Annotated in this window: 20 protein-coding genes; 8 read left to right on the top strand and 12 right to left on the bottom strand. The window is 66.7% G+C overall.

Annotation, left to right across the window (positions count from 1 at the left end; translation table 11 throughout):
- Window positions 1-162: 162 nt before the first annotated feature.
- Window positions 163-1365, bottom strand: a complete 1203-nt coding sequence (gene sucC, locus DM450_RS15990; protein WP_142636440.1) for an ADP-forming succinate--CoA ligase subunit beta — start codon at window positions 1363-1365, stop codon at window positions 163-165.
- A gap of 189 nt (window positions 1366-1554) precedes the next feature.
- Between sucC and DM450_RS15985 the strand changes: the two genes are divergently transcribed.
- A complete protein-coding gene (locus tag DM450_RS15985) occupies window positions 1555-2361 on the top strand; it encodes a 3'(2'),5'-bisphosphate nucleotidase CysQ (protein WP_142636438.1) in 807 nt (268 codons plus the stop codon).
- Window positions 2362-2509: 148 nt separating this feature from the next.
- Here the strand turns inward: DM450_RS15985 and DM450_RS15980 are convergent, their stop codons facing one another.
- The 9 genes from DM450_RS15980 to glnE form a co-directional block, all read right to left on the bottom strand.
- Complete coding sequence (locus tag DM450_RS15980) at window positions 2510-3307, bottom strand: LytR/AlgR family response regulator transcription factor (protein ID WP_142636436.1); 798 nt, start codon at window positions 3305-3307, stop codon at window positions 2510-2512.
- An 88-nt stretch (window positions 3308-3395) separates the two neighbouring features.
- A complete protein-coding gene (locus DM450_RS15975; protein ID WP_142636434.1) occupies window positions 3396-4559 on the bottom strand; it encodes a sensor histidine kinase in 1164 nt (387 codons plus the stop codon).
- Window positions 4560-4632: 73 nt separating this feature from the next.
- Window positions 4633-5331 (bottom strand): DsbA family protein, encoded by a 699-nt coding sequence (locus DM450_RS15970; protein WP_142636432.1) that lies wholly within the window; start codon window positions 5329-5331, stop codon window positions 4633-4635.
- A gap of 152 nt (window positions 5332-5483) precedes the next feature.
- On the bottom strand, window positions 5484-6845 hold the full coding sequence (locus tag DM450_RS15965) for a M48 family metalloprotease (RefSeq protein WP_142636430.1): 1362 nt from the start codon (window positions 6843-6845) through the stop codon (window positions 5484-5486).
- Between the two features lie 118 nt (window positions 6846-6963).
- The gene (locus tag DM450_RS15960; RefSeq protein WP_142636428.1) at window positions 6964-7215 is read right to left on the bottom strand and encodes a ribbon-helix-helix domain-containing protein; all 252 of its coding nucleotides are present in this window, start codon (window positions 7213-7215) and stop codon (window positions 6964-6966) included.
- Between the two features lie 172 nt (window positions 7216-7387).
- On the bottom strand, window positions 7388-8098 hold the full coding sequence (locus DM450_RS15955; protein ID WP_242526310.1) for a M23 family metallopeptidase: 711 nt from the start codon (window positions 8096-8098) through the stop codon (window positions 7388-7390).
- Between the two features lie 146 nt (window positions 8099-8244).
- A complete protein-coding gene (locus DM450_RS15950) occupies window positions 8245-9051 on the bottom strand; it encodes a ferritin-like domain-containing protein (protein ID WP_142636426.1) in 807 nt (268 codons plus the stop codon).
- Window positions 9052-9053: 2 nt separating this feature from the next.
- Window positions 9054-9527, bottom strand: coding sequence for a peroxiredoxin (locus tag DM450_RS15945; protein ID WP_142636424.1), 474 nt, complete (start codon window positions 9525-9527; stop codon window positions 9054-9056).
- The gene (gene glnE, locus DM450_RS15940; RefSeq protein WP_142636422.1) at window positions 9527-12247 is read right to left on the bottom strand and encodes a bifunctional [glutamate--ammonia ligase]-adenylyl-L-tyrosine phosphorylase/[glutamate--ammonia-ligase] adenylyltransferase; all 2721 of its coding nucleotides are present in this window, start codon (window positions 12245-12247) and stop codon (window positions 9527-9529) included. Before glnE ends, DM450_RS15945 begins: the two co-directional genes overlap by 1 nt.
- Window positions 12248-12365: 118 nt before the next feature.
- On the opposite strand from glnE, the gene DM450_RS15935 reads away from it, so the two are divergent.
- The 7 genes from DM450_RS15935 to DM450_RS15910 all read left to right on the top strand — a co-directional run bounded on the left by DM450_RS15935 (window position 12366) and on the right by DM450_RS15910 (window position 17208).
- The gene (locus DM450_RS15935; RefSeq protein ID WP_142636415.1) at window positions 12366-14075 is read left to right on the top strand and encodes a M28 family metallopeptidase; all 1710 of its coding nucleotides are present in this window, start codon (window positions 12366-12368) and stop codon (window positions 14073-14075) included.
- Complete coding sequence (locus DM450_RS15930; protein WP_142636413.1) at window positions 14072-15052, top strand: agmatine deiminase family protein; 981 nt, start codon at window positions 14072-14074, stop codon at window positions 15050-15052. Before DM450_RS15935 ends, DM450_RS15930 begins: the two co-directional genes overlap by 4 nt.
- 73 nt (window positions 15053-15125) lie before the next feature.
- Window positions 15126-15251, top strand: a complete 126-nt coding sequence (locus tag DM450_RS26270) for a hypothetical protein (protein ID WP_260609924.1) — start codon at window positions 15126-15128, stop codon at window positions 15249-15251.
- Between the two features lie 210 nt (window positions 15252-15461).
- Complete coding sequence (locus tag DM450_RS15925) at window positions 15462-15704, top strand: hypothetical protein (RefSeq protein WP_142636412.1); 243 nt, start codon at window positions 15462-15464, stop codon at window positions 15702-15704.
- On the top strand, window positions 15701-16588 hold the full coding sequence (locus tag DM450_RS15920; protein ID WP_142636410.1) for a bestrophin family protein: 888 nt from the start codon (window positions 15701-15703) through the stop codon (window positions 16586-16588). The genes DM450_RS15925 and DM450_RS15920 overlap by 4 nt, the downstream gene beginning before the upstream one ends.
- Before the next feature lie 29 nt (window positions 16589-16617).
- Window positions 16618-16959, top strand: a complete 342-nt coding sequence (locus DM450_RS15915; protein WP_142636408.1) for a hypothetical protein — start codon at window positions 16618-16620, stop codon at window positions 16957-16959.
- A gap of 30 nt (window positions 16960-16989) precedes the next feature.
- A complete protein-coding gene (locus tag DM450_RS15910) occupies window positions 16990-17208 on the top strand; it encodes a hypothetical protein (protein ID WP_142636406.1) in 219 nt (72 codons plus the stop codon).
- Window positions 17209-17380: 172 nt separating this feature from the next.
- Here the strand turns inward: DM450_RS15910 and DM450_RS15905 are convergent, their stop codons facing one another.
- On the bottom strand, window positions 17381-18055 hold the full coding sequence (locus DM450_RS15905) for a spermidine synthase (RefSeq protein WP_142636404.1): 675 nt from the start codon (window positions 18053-18055) through the stop codon (window positions 17381-17383).
- The gene (gene thrS, locus DM450_RS15900; protein WP_142636402.1) at window positions 18052-20064 is read right to left on the bottom strand and encodes a threonine--tRNA ligase; all 2013 of its coding nucleotides are present in this window, start codon (window positions 20062-20064) and stop codon (window positions 18052-18054) included. The genes DM450_RS15905 and thrS overlap by 4 nt, the downstream gene beginning before the upstream one ends.
- Window positions 20065-20270: the final 206 nt, after the last annotated feature.

Genomic DNA, 20270 nt, shown 5'->3' with positions numbered 1-20270 from the left:
CCGGCAGAAATCGGTGGCCGAGAATTACTATGACGCCGCAAAGGTCGGCTTCACGCGAATGCGTTTTGTCTAGCGATCAAACGCAAAACGGCGGGGGCCCGAAAACCCCCGCCGCTGCATTATCCGATACGGGATCGCGAAAGATCCAAGAAACGGCGCCTATCAGGCGGCGACGTTCTTGACCTCTGCCACGATCTTCTTGGCCGCATCGCCCAGGTCGTTGGCGGGGACGATCGGCAGGCCGGAGTTGGCCAGGATGTCCTTGCCCTGCTGGACGTTGGTGCCTTCGAGGCGAACCACGAGCGGAACCGAGAGGTTCACTTCCTTCGCGGCGGCAACGATGCCGTCGGCGATGACGTCGCACTTCATGATGCCGCCGAAGATGTTGACGAGGATGCCCTTCACGTTGGGATCGCGCAGGATGATCTTGAACGCCGCGGTCACCTTTTCCTTGGTGGCGCCGCCGCCGACGTCAAGGAAGTTGGCCGGGAACGAGCCGTTGAGCTTGATGATGTCCATCGTCGCCATGGCGAGGCCGGCACCGTTGACCATGCAGCCGATGTCGCCATCGAGCTTGATGTAGGCCAGGTCGTACTTCGAGGCTTCGACTTCCGCCGGATCTTCCTCGGTCTCGTCGCGCAGGGCCTGTACGTCGGGGTGACGGTAGAGGGCGTTCGAATCGAAGCTCATCTTGGTGTCGAGAACGAGCAGGTTGCCGTCCTTGGTTTCGACGAGCGGGTTGATCTCGAGCATGTCGCAGTCGAGAGCCACGAAGGCTTCGTAGAGCTGCTTGGCGATCTTCTGCGCCTGCTTGTTGAGTTCGCCCGAGAGCTTCAGGGCGAAGGCAACGGCACGGCCGTGGTGGGCCTGGAAGCCGGCAGCGGTGTCGATGGTGACGGTGGTGATCTTCTCGGGGGTGTTGTGGGCAACATCCTCGATGTCCATGCCGCCTTCGGTCGAGACGATCATGGCGACGCGGCTCGAAGCGCGGTCGACGACCATCGACAGGTAGTATTCGTTGGCGATGTCGACGCCGTCGGTCACGTAGAGGCGGTTCACCTGCTTGCCGGCTTCGCCGGTCTGCACGGTGACGAGGGTGTTGCCGAGCATTTCCTTGGCGAATTCCTCGACTTCCTCAACCGACTTGGCAAGGCGCACGCCGCCCTTGGCGTCGGGGCCGAGTTCCTTGAACTTGCCCTTGCCGCGCCCGCCGGCGTGGATCTGGGCCTTCACGACATAGAGCGGTCCGGGCAGCTGCTTGGCGGCGGCAACCGCTTCTTCAACGGTGAGCGCGGGGATGCCGGCCGGGATGCCGACGCCGAACTTCGCAAGCAGTTCCTTCGCCTGGTATTCGTGAATGTTCATCGCTGAAATCGCTTTCTGCTGGAGTGTCCGTGGAAACGGCGCGGGGAGCCCCGAACTTTACGGGCCGCATAAGCACATCCCCGCGCGCTTGAAAAGTCCCGTTGCCTCGCGCAAGGACACCGTTGCGAGGGCTGCAATTCCGCTGACCGCGCATCCCAAACCGTCCGTCCCGAAGCCGCAGGCTGGTGCATGATCGACCGCGACAGACTTGAAGCCATCGTCCGCGAGGCAGGCCGCATCGCCCTGGCCGGCTGGCCGGGGGACGGGCATGTGCTTGAACACTGGGAAAAAGACCCCGGAAGCCCGGTCTGCACGCTCGATCTGGCGGTGGACGAATTCCTGCGCCGCGAACTCTCCGCGCTGCTGCCTTCGGCGGGCTGGCTCTCCGAGGAAACCGCCGACTCGCACCACCGCACCGCGCACGAACTGGTCTGGCTGGTCGATCCGATCGACGGCACCCGCGATTTTATTGCCGGGAGGAGCGGCTGGGCGATCTCGGTGGCGCTGGTGAACACGCGGCGGCCGCTGCTCGGCTACCTCTACGCCCCGGCGCGGGCGCGCGAGGCCGGCGGCGAGTTCTGGTTCGCCGAGGCGGGCAAGGGCGCATGGCGCAACGGCGTGCGGCTGAGCGCCAGCCAGCGCGAGACGCTGCCCGGCGCGCGGGTGCCGGCCAAGAAGCTGGCGGCGGAGGATGCGGACCTGGTGCTGGTCGACCAGCCCAATTCGATTGCGCTGCGCATGGCGATGGTCGGCGCCGACGAGGCGGACATCCTCGCCACGCTGCGCTGGGGGTTCGAATGGGACATCGCCGCCGCCGGTCTGATCGCGCGCGAGGCCGGGGCGGAAGTGACCGATGCTTTCGGCCAGCCGCTCAACTACAACAAGCACGACCCGCGCGCGTTCGGCGTGCTCTGCACGTCGCGGGCGATCCACGGGGCCGCGGTGGAGCGGCTGGCGGAACGTGCGGCGCGGTTCTCGGTGGGGCCGAAAGACTGAACGACGCGCCTGAATCAAGGCCTGATTCAAAGGCGCGCCGCATCTGAAAATGCCCTCATGGGCATTTTCCAAACAGCCTCTGAGCCGTCATCCCCGCGAGAGCGGGGGCGACGGCACGGTTTGTAAGGAATCGTGTCCGCGCGAAACCTCAGTGCACGAACCGCGCGATCACGTCGCGGTAGGAGCGGCTGACTTTCACTTGCGCGCCCGAATCGAGCACCAGGAAGCATTCGCCGTTGGTATGCGGCTTCACCTGGCGGACCTGGTTGAGGTTGACGATCGTCGAGCGGTGGACGCGCTGGAACACGCGCGGGTCGAGGCGGCGTTCGAGGTCCTTCATCGTCTCGCGCAGGATCAGCGAGTTGTCGGCGGTGCGGATGCACATGTAGTCGCCGGCCGCTTCGATATGCTCGATCGAATCGACGTCGATGCGGAAGATCTGGCCGCGATCCTTGATGTTGATGAGCTTTTCGTAGCGGTCCGCGTTGGGGTCGGTTTCCTCGGGGATCGCGTCGACCGCGTCGGGGGCGACTTCGGCCAGCACGGTCTTGAGCTTTTCCGCCTCGTCGGCCGAGCGCTTTTCGGCAAGGCGCTGGCGCACGCGGGCGAGGGTGTCGTCGAGCTTGGCCTCGTCGACCGGTTTCATCAGGTAGTTCACGGCGTTGGCTTCGAAGGCGCGCACGGCGTGTTCCTGGTAGGCGGTGACAAAGACGAACAGCGGCGGTTCGATTTCCATGACGCCCTTGACCACCGAGAAACCGTCGAAACCGGGCATCTGGATGTCGAGGAAGACAAGGTCGGGCTTTTCGGTCTTGATCTTGCGAATGGCTTCGCGGCCATTGGAACAGGTGTCGATGATCTCGACGTCCGGATACTTCTCCAGACGGATCTGAAGGCCCTGGATCGCGAGTTTCTCGTCATCGACGAGGATAGTGCGAATGGTCATGTGTTACGTTCTCCGGCCCCGCAAACGCATGGGAGCCAAAATTGTTTCACGCCCGACGAGATCGGACCTTGATTCATCGCCCGGCGTATCATCGCCCCACGAGAGCGGGCTGGCGCAGGGGTTCTGCAATGTCCTCGAGGGAGGGCTGGCGTTCCGCGGGAAATTCGATCAGCACGGCAAAGCCGCCTTCGACGGGCTCCACCGTCTCGAAGCGGTGGTTCTCGCCGTAGGCCTGGCTGAGGCGATCGCGGATGTTCGACAGGCCGACGCCGGTGGATACCGGCTCCCCTCCATCATAGGTCATGCCCGACAACCTGTTGTCGGTCGTCGGCGTTTGCAAGCCCGGCCCGGTATCCGAGACGGTGATGCGAAGCATCGGCCCGACGAGCTGCGTGGCCACGGTGATCTCGGCTCCGGTCTCCTGCGGGGTCACGGCATACTTGATGGCATTCTCGACCAGCGGCTGGAGCAGCAGCGAGGGCAGCAGGCAGGTCTCGGTCGCGGGATCGATCTGGAAGGTGGTGCGCAGGCGCTCCTCGAAGCGCATCAGCTCGATGTCGAGATAGAGCTTGAGCGTCTCCACCTCGGTCGCCACCGTGACCCGCGCCGAGGGCTTGTTGATCAGCGTGTAGCGCAGGAACGAGGAGAGCCGGCTGAGCATCGCATTGGCCGGCTCGGTCTGCTTGAGCAGCACCAGGGTGGAGATCGAGTTCAGCGTGTTGAACAGGAAATGCGGGTTGAGCTGGTAGCGCAGCATGGCCAGCTGGGCCTGTGTCGCCTGGTTCTCCAGCTGGATCAGCTGGTCGTTCTGCTCTTCCACCTGGAGGTAGAAGTTGACCATGTAATAGAGCGCGGTCCAGGCCCCCAGCAGCGTTGCGTCGAGGTAGAACACGCCAAGGAACAGGCCGGTGAAATTGGTGTCGCCATCGGCGCGCCACAGCGAGACCACCCAGGCGTCGATGAACGAATGCAGGCCGACCGCGATCGACAGCGCGAGGAACGTCAGGCCCCAGGTGACCAGCGCGCGCTTGCGGAACAGCGCGCGGTAGATGACCGAGAGCACCAGCGAGATCGAGAAGCCGGTGATCGTGGCGATCAGCACCAGCACGAGGAAGGCGATCGGCTGGTTGTTGGCGATCGCCGACATCGTGCGCAGCAGCATCGCCCCGCTCCAGCCCACGGCCTGAAGGCGCCAGAACGCCTTGTCCTTGTCGGCAAAGAAGGGGATGGGCTGGATCGGCAAGACGGACATGCGGGCTTTCTAGACGAAAAGCGCCCGCAGCGTAAATCCGCCTAAGATATGATGTCGGGTCAGATGCGGAAACCTAGCTCCCGCGCGCCTCGTTCACCGCCTGCGACAGCTGCTCGAAGCCGACCGCGCCGGAGATCATGCGGTCGCCCGCGATCCAGCTCGGGGTGCCCGAGAAGCCGAGGCGGCCCGCCACGTCGACATTGCGGCTCAGTTCCTGCTCGACCACCGGGCTGGCGGCGACCTTGCGGGCGCGCTCCATGTCGAGACCGGCCTGTTTGGCCGCGGCCTCGATCGATTCGGGATCGAGCTGGCCGGCGGCAAACATGGCGTCATGGAACGGATGGTACTTGCCCTGCTCGGCCGCGGCGAGCGCCATGCGCGCGGCGGCGGCGCTGTGCTGGCTGATGATCGGCAGTTCGCGCACGACGATGCGCAGGTCCGGGTTCTTGGCGAGCAGCTGGGCCACGTCGGGCAGGCTGCGGCGGCAGTAGCCGCAGGCATAGTCGGTGAACTCGACCAGGGTCACGGCACCGTTGGGATTGCCCAGCACGGCGCCGGGGAAGGGCGTCTCCACGCTTTGCCTGACCCCTGCCAGCTGGGCCTTGGCCTGCTTGCGCTGGAGGGCGTCCATCGCCTCGTTCAGCACTTCGGGATTGGTGACGAGATAGTCGTGAATCACGTGCCCGGCGATCGTCGGACCGGCGAACCACACGCCGCCGCCCACCACTGCAAGGCCGGCCAGCGTTGCGGCGATCCTGGTGCCAATACCCATGCTTTTCGTTTGTCCCGTACTGTCTGTGTCGGTCGTTGCACCGGCCCTCTCCCTCACCCGGTTACCCGTCCGGGCATGCTTCGGGGTGGTCGGATGGGGGAGAGGGCCGGTGCGGGCAGAATTCGCGCGCCGCGAATTTTCAAATGCGGTCTCTAGCGGCGCTTCTTGTCGCGTTCCAGTGCGCCGCGCGCTTCCATCTCGATGTCCTGCGCGCGCAGCCAGTCGGGCGTGCCCTGCTTGAGCCCGGCCTCGGCGGCCTGCGCGTTCATCAGTGCGGCGTCCATCTGGCCGGAAAGCGACTGCTGCTCGGCACTGGCGAGGCGGGCGCGGGGCATGTCGCCGTTGGCGGCGTAGATGGTGCCGAGCTGGTACCAGGTGAAGGGATTCTCGCGGTCGCGCGCGGCGGCGTTGCGCAGCACCGTCTCGGCTTCCTTGAAGTGCTGGGGATCTTCGGTGGCGATCAGGGCGTGGCCGAACAGGGTGGCGATCAGCGGCTGGTAGCCGGTCAGTTCGGTGGCCTTGCGCAAGGGGACCAGCGCTTCGTTCGGCTGGCCGGATTCGAGCAGGATCTGGCCCTTGAGCTCAAGGAAATAGGGATCGTCGGGATCGGTCATCAGCAGGGCGTCGGCCTCGGCGGTGGCGCGGTCCATTTCCGACTGGCGGTGCCAGGCATAGGCGCGGGCGTAGTGCGCAGGCACCGAATTGTCGGTCAGCGGATAGACGCGCAGCACGTCGCGCGGCTCGGCGAGATAGCCGAACAGCTTGGCCTTCATGCGCACGTAGCGGGCCTGGATCTTGGGATCGTCCGGCCTGGTCCAGGCCGGATCCTTTTCGTAGGTGTCCTGCAGGGTCTGGATACGGTCGCCGGTGAGGGGGTGGGTGGAGTAGAACTCGTCGCCGTCCTGCGGGCGGTAGCCGTAGCGGAATTCGAGGTTCTGGAGCTTCTGGAAGAACTCCAGCGAGCCGCGCCCGCTGATCCCGGCCGCCGAAAGATACTGCGCGCCGGCGGCGTCCGCCGAGGCTTCCTGCGAGCGGGTATAGGCCAGGTATTTGCCCATGGCGGCGGACTGGCCGGCCATGATGACGCCCATCGCCGCCTCGCCGCCGCCGGCGGCCGCGGCGGCCGCGCCCAGCAGCAGCGAGAGCAGCGAGATGCTGGTCGCGCTTTTCGCGCCCTGGTTGAGCACGGCATGGCCGCCGGTGACGTGGCCCAGTTCGTGGGCGATCACGCCCTGCACCTGGGCGGCCTTGTCGGCCTCGTTGATGAGGCCCGAATTGACGTAGACGGCCTGCCCGCCGGCGACAAAGGCGTTCACCGAGGGATCGTTGACGAGGACGATGTCGACATGGGCGGGATCGAGCCCGGCGGCGACGATCAGCGGGCGGGCCATGTCCTTGAGCAGGGCCTCGGTCTCGGCGTCGCGCAGGATCGACTGGGCGGCCGCCGGGGTGGCGGACCAGCCAATCAGGGCAAGGACGCTCAGGGCCAGTGCGGCAAGACGCGCGAAGGACATGGAAGCTGTTGAAACCTCTCGCGCTGAACCGGGGCTGAAGCACCGGACCTGAAGCATCGGGCCTGAAGCATCGGGCCTGAAGCATCGGGCCTGAAACTACCCTAGCGTGCCGCCGGGCTCAGGCAAGCGGGGAAGCGGACTCCCGGGGCTGCGACACCAGCCAGACGCGGATCGCTCCGGCCAGGCCGGGCGGCACTTCGGCCTCGAGCCGCTCGGCATCGATCCGCGCGACGAGGGCGTTGACGGGAACGCCGGCTTCGGCGGCGGCGGCGCGCAGCATGTCCCAGAACACCGGTTCGAGGCTGATCGAGGTCTTGTGCCCGGCGATCTCGACCGAACGCTTGATGGGAGGGTGATAGGGCGAAGTCATCACCCGTCACGCTAGCGGGGAAGCGCGATCAGTCATAGGGGCGGAAAAACCGGCATGAGAAAACCCACCGCCATAAGAAAAGGCGGCCGTGAAGCCGCCTCTTCCCTCCTCTCCAAACCCGTTGACCGGACTGTCTCTCCCGCAGTCTCTGGCCGGTTTGAAACTTGTGTGATCAGCCGCCGATTTCGGTCTTGTCGGCAGCGGCCATGCGATCGCCCTGCATGTAGGGGATCGGGTTCACGGCCTGGCCGTCGACGCGGACTTCGTAGTGGAGGTGCGGGCCGGTCGAATTGCCGGTGGTGCCGACGTAGCCGATCACCTCGCCCTTGTGGACCATCTGGCCTTCGGCAACGGCAAGGCGCGACATGTGGCCGTAGCGGGTTTCGAGATCGCCGCCATGCTCCAGTTCGACAAACAGGCCGTAGCCGCCGAACCACGAAGCCTTGCCGACAACGCCGTCAGCGGTTGCGTAGATCGGGGTGCCGATGGGAGCGGCAAGGTCGATGCCCTTGTGGGCGCGGCGACCGCCGAAAATGGGGTGTTCGCGCATGCCGAAGCTGCTGGTGAGCTTCAGGCCTTCCAGCGGGGTGCGCGAGGGAACCGCGACGCCCGAAAGGCGGGCGGTGCCGGGGATCGCGGGCTTGGCCTTGGCGGCGGCAAGACCGGTTTCCTCGTAATTCTGCCAGGAGCTGAAGAGGGTGCGGAACTGTTCGTCCTCACCGCCGCTGGCGGACTGGCTGGCCGACTGGGCGGCGCGCTGCGGGCCCGAGATGTCGGCGGCGGCGCTGTTGGCCATGGCGGGATGGGCTGCCAGGGAAAGACCCGCGAACGCAACCGTGGCGGTTACCGTGCGGAACTTGGCAATGAGTTTCGTGACGACCACTCGTAATACCTTGTTATCCGCCGAAATCCGCAAAGGACACGACGCTTGTATTTATCACTGGCGCACCGTGAGGCGCGCCGCGAACCCTAGTTTTAGAGATGGTCGGAACCCCCCGCCGTCTCGCGAGTTGGAGTTATGCCGATCGATTACTGACAGACAACCCCAAGGTAGAAATCCCGCGATAAACCGGCAGCGAGGCGCGCCGAGTCGTTGAACGGTGGCTTAACGGCGCCGCCAAAATGGCGGGAAACAAGGGTTTTCCAGAGGTCGGCAGGCTCTCCATTCATCGTTTCGGCCCATGCGGCGAAATGTGTTGATCCGAAACGGACGTGCCGGATTTCGTCGTCAAGGATTCTCTCGAGGATGCGTGCGCCGCGTTCGTCGCCAAGGTTGCGGACCCGTTCGAGCGTCGCCGGAGTGACGTCGAGCCCGCGCGCCTCGAGCACCATCGGCACCACCGCGAGCCGCGCGGCGACGTCGTGCCGGGTGTTGCCGGCCGCTTCCCACAGGCCGCTGTGCGCGGGAAGCGCGCCGTAGTGGCTGCCCATCGTGCGCAAGTGCCGGTCGATCAGCGCGAAGTGCAGCGCCTCGTCGGCCGCGACCGAGAGAAAGTCGCCGACAAAACCGGGATTCATCTCGCCGCCGAAGCGCCCGGCCATGTCGAGCGCGAGGTCGATGGCGACAAATTCGATATGCGCCAGGGCGTGCCAGAGCGCGATCCGCCCGCGCTGCGAACCGCCCTTGCCGCGCTTGGGCATGCGGCCCGGCGGCAGCAGTTCGGGCGCGTCGGGGCGGCCCGGTTCGTCGGGCATGGCGACATCGAAGGCATAAGCGAGGCGACCCAGCCGCCAGTCGCGGGCGACCTTGCGGGTGGCCATGACCTTGGTGCGGGGATCGCGTTCGAGCAGCACTTCGCGGATGGCGGCGGCAACGCCGGGCAGGGGAGAGGACATGGTCAGAGCGCCTTGGCGGCCTCCAGCACCTGGGCGGCGTGGTCCTTCACTTTCACCTTGTCCCAGACGCGGGCGATCGTGCCGTCCGGGCCGATCAGGTAAGTGGTGCGGACCATGCCCATGTAGGTGCGGCCATAGTTCTGCTTCTCGGTCCAGATGCCGAGCGCGTCGGACAAGCCGCCTTCCTCGGCATCGCTGGCGAGCGGGGCCTTGAGGTCGTGCTTGGCGATGAAGTTCTGATGCTTCTTCGCCGTATCCTTGCTGACGCCCAGCAGCGCGACTCCGGCCGCGTCGAATTCCCCCTTGAGGGCCGAGAAGTCGAGATTCTCGGTGGTGCAGCCGGGGGTGTTGTCCTTGGGATAGAAAAACACCACCAGCTTGCGGCCGGCAAAGTCCGAAGCCTTCACGCTGCCGCCTTCGGGCGTTTCCAGGGCGATGTCGGGGAACGGGTCGCCGGCGGCGGGACGGGTGGTCATCACAGGATCTCCAGTGTTTCGCCGAAGGTCTCGCGCCAGCTCGCGGCGACGTGCGCGCGGGAGAGGGCAAGGGCGGCTTCAAGGTCTTGCCAGGTGCCATAGCCGCAGGCGCGTTCCAGCGCCATGCAGGAGGGCTTGCCCGGCACCTGGGTATCGGGGGCAAACAGCCGTCCGGCCACCAGCAGGCGGGTCATCACGTCATGCGCCTCCACCAGCGTGGCGGGCAGCAGCCCGTCCGCGACCAGCAACTGCAGCGCCGCGCCGAGATCGGGATCGAGGCCGCGCCCGGTGCCGAGCTGGATGAAGTGGACGAGGAATTCGAGGTCGACCAGCCCGCCGCGCATGAGCTTGACGTCGAGCGGGCCCTTGGCGGGTTTGTGCCCGGCCATCTTCGCGCGCATGTCCAGCACGTCGGTTTTCAGCTTGTCCTGCCCGCGCGGGGCGGCGAGCACGCTGCGGATCACCGCGCCAAGTTCGCCGCGCGCCGCGGCCGAACCGTAAAGCGCGCGGGCCCGGCACAATGCCATGTGTTCCCAGGTCCAGGCCTGTTCCTGCTGGTAGCGGGTGAAGCTGTCTAGGCTGGCGGCGGGCGGTCCCTGTTCGCCCGAGGGGCGCAGCCGGGTGTCGACTTCGTAAAGCGCGCCCTCGGCGGTCGGCACCGAGAGCGCGGCGGTCACCCGCTGCGACAGGCGGTTGTAGTAGAGCGTGGCGCCCAGGGGCCGCCGCCCGTCCGATTCGCCCGCGAATTCGCCGGTGAACAGGTAGATGAGGTCAAGGTCGGAGGCATGGGTGAGCACGCCGCCGCCCATCCTGCCAAGCCCGAGCACCACCAGTTCGCTGCCGGCGACGTGCCCGTGGACCTCGCGGAATTCCGCCAGCGCCGCCTCGGTCAGCACCACCAGCGCGGCCTCGGCGATGCGGGCGAGGGCATGGCCGATGTCGAGCGGGTCGTTGGCGCCCTCGATCAGCTGGACGCCGAGGGCAAAGCGGCGATCGCCGACCTTGCGGCGCACGGTGCCCAGCTTCTGTTCGTAGTCGGCGCCGGCCTCGAACTGGCTGAACTCGGCCACCAGGTCCTCCACCGGACCGGGCAGGTCGAAGGCGCTGGCGTCGATCAGTGGGTCGAGCAGGTCGGCGCGCCGGGCCAGCGCATCGGCCAGCGTGGGTGCGAGGCTGAGGATGCGCGCCAGCCGCTCCAGCAGTGCGGGGCGTGCTTCCAGCAGGCGGAACAGGTTGATCGCGGAAGGCAGGTTGTTGAGCAGCTTCTCGAAGCGGGCAAAGGCGCGCTCCGGCTCCGGCGCGGCGGCCAGTGCGGCGAAGAGATCGGCGCGCACGGACGCGAAAGCAGCCCGCGCCGCGTCCGAACGCAGTGCCCGCATGCCGCCGGAAAGCCAGCCTTCGACGCGCTGGGCCATGGTTTCGGCCTCGGCAAGCCCGAGTCCGGCCAGTTCGTCGCGCAAGTCATCCTGCGCGGGCATGGCGACTTGCGTGGTGGGCCCAAGCGGGGTGTTCGCCATGACCAGCGCATCGTAGCGTTCGCCCACGGCATCGGTGATCGCGCGCAGTTCGCCGAGCAGGGCCTCGCCATCGGGCAGCCCGTCGAGCCGGGCCACGGCGTCCAGCGCCTCGGGCCGCATCGGCAGGGCGTGGGTCTGCTGGTCCTGCACCATCTGCAGGCGGTGTTCGATGGTGCGCAGGCGGTCATAGCTTTCACCCAGCAGGCGGGCGTCCTCGGCAGGGACCAGCCCGGCGTCCGCCAGCGCCTCCAGCGTGGCGCGGGTGCCGCGCAGGCGCAGCGCGGGGTTGCGGCCGCCGTGAATGAGCTGGTGGGTCTGCGCGTAGAATTCCACCTCGCGAATGCCGCCGCGCCCTTTCTTGAGGTCGAAGCCGGGGCCGACCGTGGCGCTGCCGCGCGTGTTGGCGCGGATCTGCGCGGTGAGGCGGCCGATCTCGGCGATCGCGCCGAAGTCGAGGCTCTTGCGCCAGACGAAAGGGCGGATCGCGGCAAGGAAGGCCTCGCCCGCGGCAATATCGCCCGAACAGGCGCGGGCGCGGATGAAGGCGGCGCGCTCCCAGGCCAGCGCGGAGGATTCGTAATGGCTGAGCGCGCCGTTGATCGAGATCGCCAGCGGGCTGACTTCGGAAGCCGGGCGCAGGCGCAAGTCGATGCGGAAGACGTAGCCGTGGTCGGTAACCTTGCCGAGCGTTTCCACCACCGCGCGGGCCACGCGCTGGGCGGCCTCGCCCGGTTCGTCGCGCTCGCGGCGGGGCAGCAGTTCGGGATCGAACAGCAGGATCGGATCGATGTCCGAACTGTAGTTGAGTTCGCCCGCGCCATGCTTGCCGAGCGCGAGGGCAAGGAAACCGGCAGGCTCCGCATCGGGCACGCGGCGGCGAATACCTTCGGCAATGGCGCCGTCGAGTGCGCGGTCGGCAAGCGCCGAAAGCTCGCCGGTGACGCGCAGCAAGGGGAAGGCCCCGGCCAGGTCGCCGATGCCGAGGGCGAGCGCCATGGCCTGTTTCTCGCGCCTCAGCGCGATGCCGACATCGTCGGTGCCGCCGCCGGCCGTGCGGGCGAAGGCCAGCGCCTCCTCGCCCTTGCCCGCGGCCAGCAGCGCGGCAAGATCCGGATGGCGGTCCAGCAGCGAGGCGAGGTAAGGGGCATGGGCGCGGGCGCGTTCGATCGCGCCGGTCCAGTCGGCTTGCAGGTGGGCATCCATGCCGGGGTTCCTGCCCAAGCGAGAGCGCGAGGGCAAGTGCGTCGGCTTCGCCTTGTGCCTGCCGCCTGCCTCTGGCACGAGGCCGGTCATCCCAAAATACAACAGGTCCGCCCAGACAATGAAACGCACCGCTTCCCTGCTCGCCACTGCTGCGCTGTGCCTCGGCACGGCCGCCGTGGCCGCGCCCAAGCTGCCCAAGGGCACCGCCCTGCCGCCGCCGCCGATGACCGCCGAGCCGGCCCCGCAGCTTTCGGTCGAGACGATGAAGGGGCTGGTGAAGACGCTGTCCTCCGACGACTTCGAAGGCCGCGCGCCCAGCACGAGTGCGGAGCCCAAGGTGCTCGACACCATCATCGCGTCCTTCCAGAAGGCCGGGCTCCAGCCGGGCAACAAGGGCCAGTGGCTGCAGGACGTGCCGACCGTGGAGATCACCGGCAGCAACCATTCCGCGCTGACGGTGACGGGCAGCAAGGTGCCGCTCTCGTTCAGGTTCGGCGACGACTATGTGGCCGCCAGCTACCGCGTGACGCCGCAGACCCGCATCAAGGACAGCGAACTGGTTTTCGTCGGCTACGGCATCAATGCCCCGGAACTGGGCTGGAACGACTATGCCGGGATCGACATGCACGGGAAAACCGCGGTCATCCTGGTCAACGATGCCGACTATGACGCGGCTACCGAGGAAGGCCCGTTCAAGGGCCGCCGCATGACCTATTACGGCCGCTGGACCTACAAGTTCGAGGAAGCCGCGCGTCAGGGGGCGACCGCCGCGCTGATCGTGCACGACACGTTCCCCGCCGCCTATGGCTGGAACGTCGTCAATTCGAGCTGGACCGGCGCGCAGTACCGCGTCGCCACCCCGAACGACGACATGGACCAGACCGTCGCCAACGGCTGGGTCCGGAAGCCGGTAGCCGAGGCGATCCTCAAGGCTTCGGGCCAGGATCTCGCCGCGCTGTCGGCGGCGGCAAGGCACAAGGGCTTCAAGCCGGTGCCGCTGGGCCTGAAGGTCAGCCTCGGCTTCGACAACGCCATCCGCCGCTCCACCTCGCACAATGTCGTCGGCGTGCTGCCGGGCAAGCTGCACCCGGATGAATACGTGCTCTATTCGGCGCACTGGGACCACCTTGGCCACTGCACGCCGGACAAGACCGGCGACGGCATCTGCAACGGCGCGGTCGACAATGCCACCGGCGTCGCCGCGCTGGCCGCCATCGCCGAGGCCAATGCAAAGGCCGGTCCGGCCGCGCGCAGCCAGGTCTTCGTCGCGGTGACGCTGGAGGAATCGGGCCTGCTCGGTTCGGAATTTTATGCCGCCAACCCGGTCTACCCGCTCGACCACACGGTCGGCGGCGTCAACATGGACGCGCTGATGCCGGGCAGCCGCACGCGCTCCTATGCGATGACCGGGGGCGACAAGTCCGACCTTACCGCGATCTTCCGTGATGAACTGATCGACGAGGGCCTGACCGAAGCGCCCGAGGAACACACCGAGCGCGGCTACTACTACCGCTCCGACCACTTCTCGATGGCCAAGCGCGGGGTGCCGATGTTCGACATCGCCGCCAGCACCGACTGGGTGGACGGCGGCAAGGCCGCAGGCGACGCGGCCAGCGAGGACTACAACTCGAACCGCTACCACGGCCCCAAGGACGAATACTCGGACAGCTGGAACTGGGACGGCATTGCCCAGAGCGCGGGGCTCTACTATCGGCTCGGCCGCACGCTCGCCGATTCGGACTTCTGGCCGAACTGGCACGAAACCGACGAATTCCGCGCGATCCGCGACAAGGCTTGCGCGGCGGCTCAAGGAGGCTGCCACAAGTGACGTTCGCCCTTCCCCCCGAATGGCATCCGCAGGACTGGATCTGGATCGGCTTCCCGCATGATCCGGTGGAATGGCCGGGCTTTCTCGAAGCCGCGCAAGTGCAGATGGCCGAGTTTGCCTCGGCCGTGGCCGAATCGGGCCAGGAAGTGCGCCTGATCGTGCGCGACGAGGCCAACCGCGTGCGCGCGGCCTCGCTCGTCTCGTCGAAGGTGAAGTTGGAAGTGCGCCGCTATGGCGACGTCTGGCTGCGCGATACCGGGCCGCTGGTCTGTGCTGACGGCACGGGCGCGCTCAAGGCCATGCGCTTCGGCTTCAACGGCTGGGGCGGCAAGTACCTGATGGACGGGGACCAGGAAATCGGCGCGGAACTGGCGCGCGATGCCGGGCTGGAGGTGGAAACTTCCGACTGGATTCTGGAAGGCGGCGCGCTGGACGGCGACGGCACCGGCCTCGTCGCCACCACCGAACAGTGCCTGCTCAACCCCAACCGCAACCCGCACCTGAGCCGCGATGATCTGGAAATGCGCCTCAAGCGCGATCTGGGCTATGACCGTGTGCTGTGGCTGGGCGACGGCCTGATCAACGACCATACCGACGGCCATGTCGATAATCTGGCGCGTTTCGTGGCGCCCAACGTGCTGGCGCTGCCGCGCGCGACCGGGGTAAACGATCCCAACGCCGCGATCTACGCCGATGCCAAGGCCCGCGCCGAGGCGATGGGCGTGACCGTGCGCGAAGTACCCTCGCCGGGCCGGGTCGAGTCGGACGGCCGGATCGAGCCGGCCAGCTACATGAACTTCGCGATCACCTCGAAGCTCGTGGTCGTGCCGATCTACGGCACCGAGCACGACGCGGACGGCATTGCCGCCATCGCCGAACTGTTCCCCGATCGCGAGACCGTGGGCGTCATGGCCGATGCGGTTCTGGCCGGTGGCGGCTCGTTCCACTGCTCCAGCCAGCAGATGCCCTCGACGTGACAAACGGCGGGGAGCCGCGCGCTCCCCGCCGCCTTAACCGATTGGCAACCTTGTCCGGCGCATGACTGCTTTCATGGCCCGCATTCTTGCCCTTGCCCCCATCGCCCGTCCCGCCGTTCCGGCGGAGATTCTGCGCGCCATGGTCGTGTGCGGCTGCGCACTGGCGCTGATTCTCGCCAGGGCCGAACTGCCCTTCTGATCGGCGGGAATGTGCTCTCGGCACACGCGCCGGAAAACTTTCCATTCTGTTTCAAAATGTTTTGACGCACCCGATTGCGTCTTATCGTTTCTGCTGCACTGCACATCGTGTCTGCTGCGATGCAGCAATGAATTGTCACGATTGGTCGATGCAAACGAAATCATCGTCTCCCAATCTAGGCGTTCACGCGACTTGAACTGGAGATACCCCATGCAACCCACGACCGAAGCCGAGCGGGCGCGTCTTCGCCAATCGCTGATCGGGAATTTTCTGCTATTGCTGTTCGGCCTGGGCGTGCTGGGCTTCCTGGTCGCCGTCGACAGGGCCGAATGGTTCACCCTGCGGCCGGTTTCGGGAACCTCGGTCGCGCTCTCTCATGCCGCCACCACAAAGACGGCCATCCCCGTCAAGGATAAGGCGACGACTGCCGTGGAGGAATCCATCAACCGATGATCGTTACCCCTTCGCTGCAACCCGTCCAGATCCTGCGCGAGATCTGGAAGCCGATTACCCTGCTGTTCGTCTGGGACGTCATCGTCACGGTGACGTACTTCATGCTGCCGTTCCATGCGCCCGAACTGCCGGTGACGCTGTTCGGCTCGGCACTGGCGCTGTTCCTCGGCTTCCGCAGCAATTCCGCCTACCAGCGCTGGTGGGAAGGGCGCGGCCTCTGGGGGCTGATGATCAATGCCAGCCGCAACATCGCGCGCAGTGCCCGCAACTTCATGCCGGATCCGGAAGCCACCGAGCTGAAGCGCCGGGTGGTGCTGCGCCAGATTGCCTACGTCAACGCGCTGCGCTGCCAGCTGCGCCGCATCAAGCCCGACGCCGAAGTGCTGCGCATGCTCTCGCGCGGGGATGCGGACGAATCGCTGGAACGCACCAATGTCGCCAACGGCATTCTCGACGATACCGGCCGCCGCATCGACGAGGCCCGCCGCAGGGGCTGGATCGACACCATCCAGCAGACGCAGATGGAAGCCGTGCTGGTGGACATCGCCAATGCCCAGGGCGGCATGGAGCGGCTGAAGAACACGCCGCTGCCGTACCAGTACCGCTTCTTCCCCACCGTCTTCACCCACATGTTCTGCATCCTGCTGCCGATCGGCCTGGTCGAGACGCTGGGCGTGGCGACGCCGCTGGGCTCGACGCTGGCGGGCGTGATGTTCCTGGCGGTGCTGGCCATCGGCGACGATCTGGTCGATCCCTTCGCCAATACGGTGCACGACCTGCCGCTGAACGCCATGTGCCGCACCATCGAGATCGACCTGCTCCAGTCGATCGGCGAGGAAGCGCCGCCGCCGATCCTGCCGGACAAGCACGGCATCCTGTGGTGATTGCGCCCAAAACGCTCTAGAGGCGGTCCATGGCCAAAATAGACCGTCTTGAGCGCATGGACACCCGCCGCGCCGAACTCGAAAGCGAATATCGCGCCGCGCTGGTCGCGGCGCTCAAGGTGACGGCGGCGGGGCAATGGGGCCTGTTCGGCCACAACAAGGACAAGCAGGCCCGCGCCAAGGCCGCGCCGCTGGTGGACGGCCTTGCCGACCTCGCCGACGAGATCGACGAGTTGCGCGATCAGCTCGATATGGAGCCGTTTGCGCTCCACGCCGAATTCCTCGCCGCGCGCGGGCCGGTATCCTCGCATGCGGTGGGGGAGCCCAGGCAGGCGCAGGCCTGGCTGGATCGGCTGGCGCAGGAGGGCTAACCTTTGCGCAACTCGCGCTAAGGAGCCGTGATGCGTCTTTCCAAGGATCGCCAGACCGCCCGCGCCAGCATACGGCTGGGCAAATGGGCGGAACTCGACGCCCGCACCGATTTCAGCCCGCCCGGACTGGTCGCCGTCGGCATGCTGGTTTCGGGCATTCTGCTGAGCACCAGTGTTCTGGTGGCAGCGGCCGGAAGGGCCAAGGCGCGACGGATTCGGGCGCGCGGGGATCGCACCCTGCCGGGCTGACTATCCGGACGTTTCAAACAATCCAGTCTAACCTCTTCCCGTCATCCCCGCGAAGGCGGGGATCCCGCTTTTTCTTGAGGCGGGGCGAAAAGGAAGCGGGGCCCCCGCCTTCGCGGGGGCGACGCAAGTATTGGAATTGGTGACGTCGGGTGCGGAGATCCGCCCGCCGGGATCACTCCGGCGTGGCGAACCAGATCACGTGCTTGGGTCCCTTGCCGTTGCTGCGCGAGGGCACCTTCACTTCGTCCACCTTGAACCCGGCGCGTTCCAGACGGCGGGTGAAGGCGGGATCGGCGCCCGCCGACCAGACCGCCAGTACGCCGTCCGGGGTCAGCGCATTGCGCGCCGCGCGCAGGCCGGCCTTGGAATAGATGACGTTGTTGTCCTCGCGCACCAGCCCGTCGGGGCCATTGTCGACGTCGAGCAGGATCGCATCGTAGGCGGCGCGCGATCCGTCGATCACGTGCGCCACATCGCCCATCACCAGATTGACGCGCGGATTGTCGAGGCAGCCCTGCGCCAGCTCCGCCATCGGCCCGCGGGCCCATTCGATGATCTCGGGCACCAGTTCGACGACCGTGATCTTCGAATCCTCGGGCAGCGTGCGCAGCGCGGCGCGCAGCGTGAAGCCCATGCCGTAGCCGCCGATCAGGAAGTGGGGGCGCTTGGTGATGCCCTTGATGCGCTCGTAAGCCATCGTTGCGAGGGCTTCCTCGCTGCCCCACTTGCGCGTGGACATCAGCTCGTTGTGCCCCAGCACGATCATGTAATCGGAATCGTGCTTGTAGAGCTCCAGCTTCTCCCCATCGGGAATCCACGCGGTGTCGATCAGCTCGCGGCGAATCATGCCGGAAGACCTTCAAGCAGGTCCGGCGCGGTGGATTCGGTCCTGAGCATGGCGATGGCGTCGTCGAGCGACATGACCTTCTGGTGCTCGGCGCCCAGCGTGCGGATGGCGACGGTGCCTTCCTCGGCCTCGCGCTTGCCGACCACCACCAGATGCGGAACCTTCTTCAGCGAGTGGTCGCGCACCTTGTAGTTGATCTTCTCGTTGCGCAGGTCGGTCTCGACCCGCACGCCGGCGGCCTTCAGCTTCTGCGAGACTTCCTGCGCATAGCTGTCGGCATCGGAGACGATCGTGGTGACGACCGCCTGGACCGGGGCGAGCCAGACCGGCAGCTTGCCGGCGAAGTGCTCGATCAGGATGCCGATGAAGCGCTCGTAGGAACCGAAGATCGCGCGGTGCAGCATGACCGGGCGGTGCTTTTCGCCGTCCTCGCCGATGTAGTGGGCGTCGAGGCGTTCGGGCAGCATGCGGTCGGACTGGATCGTGCCGACCTGCCAGGTGCGGCCGATCGCGTCGGTCAGGTGCCATTCCAGCTTGGGCGCATAGAACGCGCCTTCGCCGGGCAGTTCTTCCCAGCCATACTCCTCGGTGGCGAGGCCGGCGCGCACGACGGCGTCGCGCAGTTCGGCTTCGGCCTTGTCCCACTGCTCCTCGGTGCCGATGCGGTTGTCCGGGCGCAGCGCCAGCTTGATCGCGTAAGTGAAGCCGAAGTCCTTGTAGACGCGGTCCGCCATCTCGCAGAAGGCCTGCACTTCGCTGACGATCTGGTCTTCGCGGCAGAAGATGTGGCCGTCGTCCTGCGTGAACTGGCGCACGCGCATCAGCCCGTGCAGCGCGCCGTGCGGCTCGTTGCGGTGGCAGCAGCCGTTCTCGACGATGCGCAGCGGCAGGTCGCGGTAGGACTTGATGCCCTGCTTGAAGATCAAGACGTGCGCCGGGCAGTTCATCGGCTTCAAGGCCATCCACTGCGCGTCGTTGGAGATGATCGGGCCGTCATCCTCGGTGTTGGGCACTTCGTCGGGGATGACGAACATGTTCTCGCGGTACTTGCCCCAGTGGCCCGAGGCTTCCCACTGCCGCGCGTCCATGACCTGCGGCGTCTTCACTTCCTTGCAGTCGGCCTGGCTGACGGCGCGGCGCATGTAATCCTCGAGCGCGCGATAGATCACGTAGCCCTTGGGGTGCCAGAACACCGAACCGTGCGCTTCGGCCTGGAGGTGGAACAGGTCCATCTCATTGCCGAGCTTGCGGTGGTCGCGCTTGGCGGCTTCCTCGAGGCGCGTGAGGTGCGCGGCCAGCTGCTTCTTGTTGAGCCAGCCGGTGCCGTAGATGCGGCTGAGCATCGCGTTGTTCTGGTCGCCGCGCCAGTAGGCGCCGGAAACGCGGGTCAGCTTGAAGGCGGCCGGGTCCAGCTTGCCGGTCGAGGGCAGGTGCGGGCCGCGGCACATGTCCAGCCAGTCCTCGCCCGACCAGTAGACGGTCAGCGGCTCGTCGCCCGGCAGTTCGGCGGCCCATTCGGCCTTGAAGTTCTCGCCCTGCTGCTTCCAGCGGCTGATCAGCGTCTCGCGGTCCCACACCTCGCGGCGCAGCGGCTTGTCGGCGGCGATGATCTTGCGCATCTCCGCCTCGATCGCCGGCAAGTCCTCGTCGGTGAACGGCCCGCGCTCCGGATTGGGCGCGAAGTCGTAGTAGAAACCGTCCGCCGTCGAAGGGCCGAAGGTGATCTGCGTGCCGGGGAACAGCGCCTGCACCGCTTCGGCCATGACGTGGGCAAAGTCGTGACGGGCAAGGTCCAGCGCCTCGTCCTCGTCGCGGCTGGTGACGAGCGCGAGGCTGGCATCGCCGGTGAAGGGGCGGCTGAGGTCCACCAGTTCGCCGTCGATCTTTGCGGCAAGCGCGGCCTTGGCAAGGCCGGGGCCGATGGCGGCGGCGACGTCGGCAGGGGTGGAGCCTTGCGGCATCTCGCGAACCGAACCGTCGGGCAGGCTGATCTTGAACATCTCGGACATCGAACTCGTCTTTCCGGTTTCCGGCTGCGCGCCGATTTTGTGGCCCAATGGCACAGGCGCGCGCGCGGGTGAAGCTTTTGCGCCTTAGAAATTCGCTCGATTCGGGAAAGAGACGCCGCTCGCCCGAACCCCGGGCGACGGTGGCTGCCTGCTCAGGCCGCGACCCACCGTCCCCGGGAGCGCCGGGTGGTGGTAGTGGTCGTGCC

The organism is Sphingomonas sp. IC081 (assembly GCF_006874585.1).
In the GTDB taxonomy this organism is placed as follows: domain Bacteria; phylum Pseudomonadota; class Alphaproteobacteria; order Sphingomonadales; family Sphingomonadaceae; genus Novosphingobium.
Note: the sequence above shows the minus strand (reverse complement) of the source record. Positions and strands in the feature narration are given on the sequence as shown.

Excerpts from the sequence above, each read along its gene's own strand:
- DM450_RS15970 (WP_142636432.1), bottom strand. The coding sequence starts at position 5,331 with ATGGGTATTGGCACCAGGATCGCCGCAACGCTGGCCGGCCTTGCAGTG.
- DM450_RS15905 (WP_142636404.1), bottom strand. The coding sequence starts at position 18,055 with ATGATTCGCCGCGAGCTGATCGACACCGCGTGGATTCCCGATGGGGAG.
- glnE (WP_142636422.1), bottom strand. The coding sequence starts at position 12,247 with ATGGATGCCCACCTGCAAGCCGACTGGACCGGCGCGATCGAACGCGCC.
- DM450_RS15920 (WP_142636410.1), top strand. The coding sequence starts at position 15,701 with ATGATCGTTACCCCTTCGCTGCAACCCGTCCAGATCCTGCGCGAGATC.
- DM450_RS15965 (WP_142636430.1), bottom strand. The coding sequence starts at position 6,845 with ATGTCCTTCGCGCGTCTTGCCGCACTGGCCCTGAGCGTCCTTGCCCTG.
- DM450_RS15945 (WP_142636424.1), bottom strand. The coding sequence starts at position 9,527 with ATGACCACCCGTCCCGCCGCCGGCGACCCGTTCCCCGACATCGCCCTG.
- DM450_RS15915 (WP_142636408.1), top strand. The coding sequence starts at position 16,618 with ATGGCCAAAATAGACCGTCTTGAGCGCATGGACACCCGCCGCGCCGAA.
- DM450_RS15975 (WP_142636434.1), bottom strand. The coding sequence starts at position 4,559 with ATGTCCGTCTTGCCGATCCAGCCCATCCCCTTCTTTGCCGACAAGGAC.
- sucC (WP_142636440.1), bottom strand. The coding sequence starts at position 1,365 with ATGAACATTCACGAATACCAGGCGAAGGAACTGCTTGCGAAGTTCGGC.
- DM450_RS15910 (WP_142636406.1), top strand. The coding sequence starts at position 16,990 with ATGCGTCTTTCCAAGGATCGCCAGACCGCCCGCGCCAGCATACGGCTG.
- DM450_RS15980 (WP_142636436.1), bottom strand. The coding sequence starts at position 3,307 with ATGACCATTCGCACTATCCTCGTCGATGACGAGAAACTCGCGATCCAG.
- DM450_RS15950 (WP_142636426.1), bottom strand. The coding sequence starts at position 9,051 with ATGTCCTCTCCCCTGCCCGGCGTTGCCGCCGCCATCCGCGAAGTGCTG.
- DM450_RS15985 (WP_142636438.1), top strand. The coding sequence starts at position 1,555 with ATGATCGACCGCGACAGACTTGAAGCCATCGTCCGCGAGGCAGGCCGC.
- DM450_RS15935 (WP_142636415.1), top strand. The coding sequence starts at position 12,366 with ATGAAACGCACCGCTTCCCTGCTCGCCACTGCTGCGCTGTGCCTCGGC.
- DM450_RS15960 (WP_142636428.1), bottom strand. The coding sequence starts at position 7,215 with ATGACTTCGCCCTATCACCCTCCCATCAAGCGTTCGGTCGAGATCGCC.
- DM450_RS15925 (WP_142636412.1), top strand. The coding sequence starts at position 15,462 with ATGCAACCCACGACCGAAGCCGAGCGGGCGCGTCTTCGCCAATCGCTG.
- thrS (WP_142636402.1), bottom strand. The coding sequence starts at position 20,064 with ATGTCCGAGATGTTCAAGATCAGCCTGCCCGACGGTTCGGTTCGCGAG.
- DM450_RS26270 (WP_260609924.1), top strand. The coding sequence starts at position 15,126 with ATGGCCCGCATTCTTGCCCTTGCCCCCATCGCCCGTCCCGCCGTTCCG.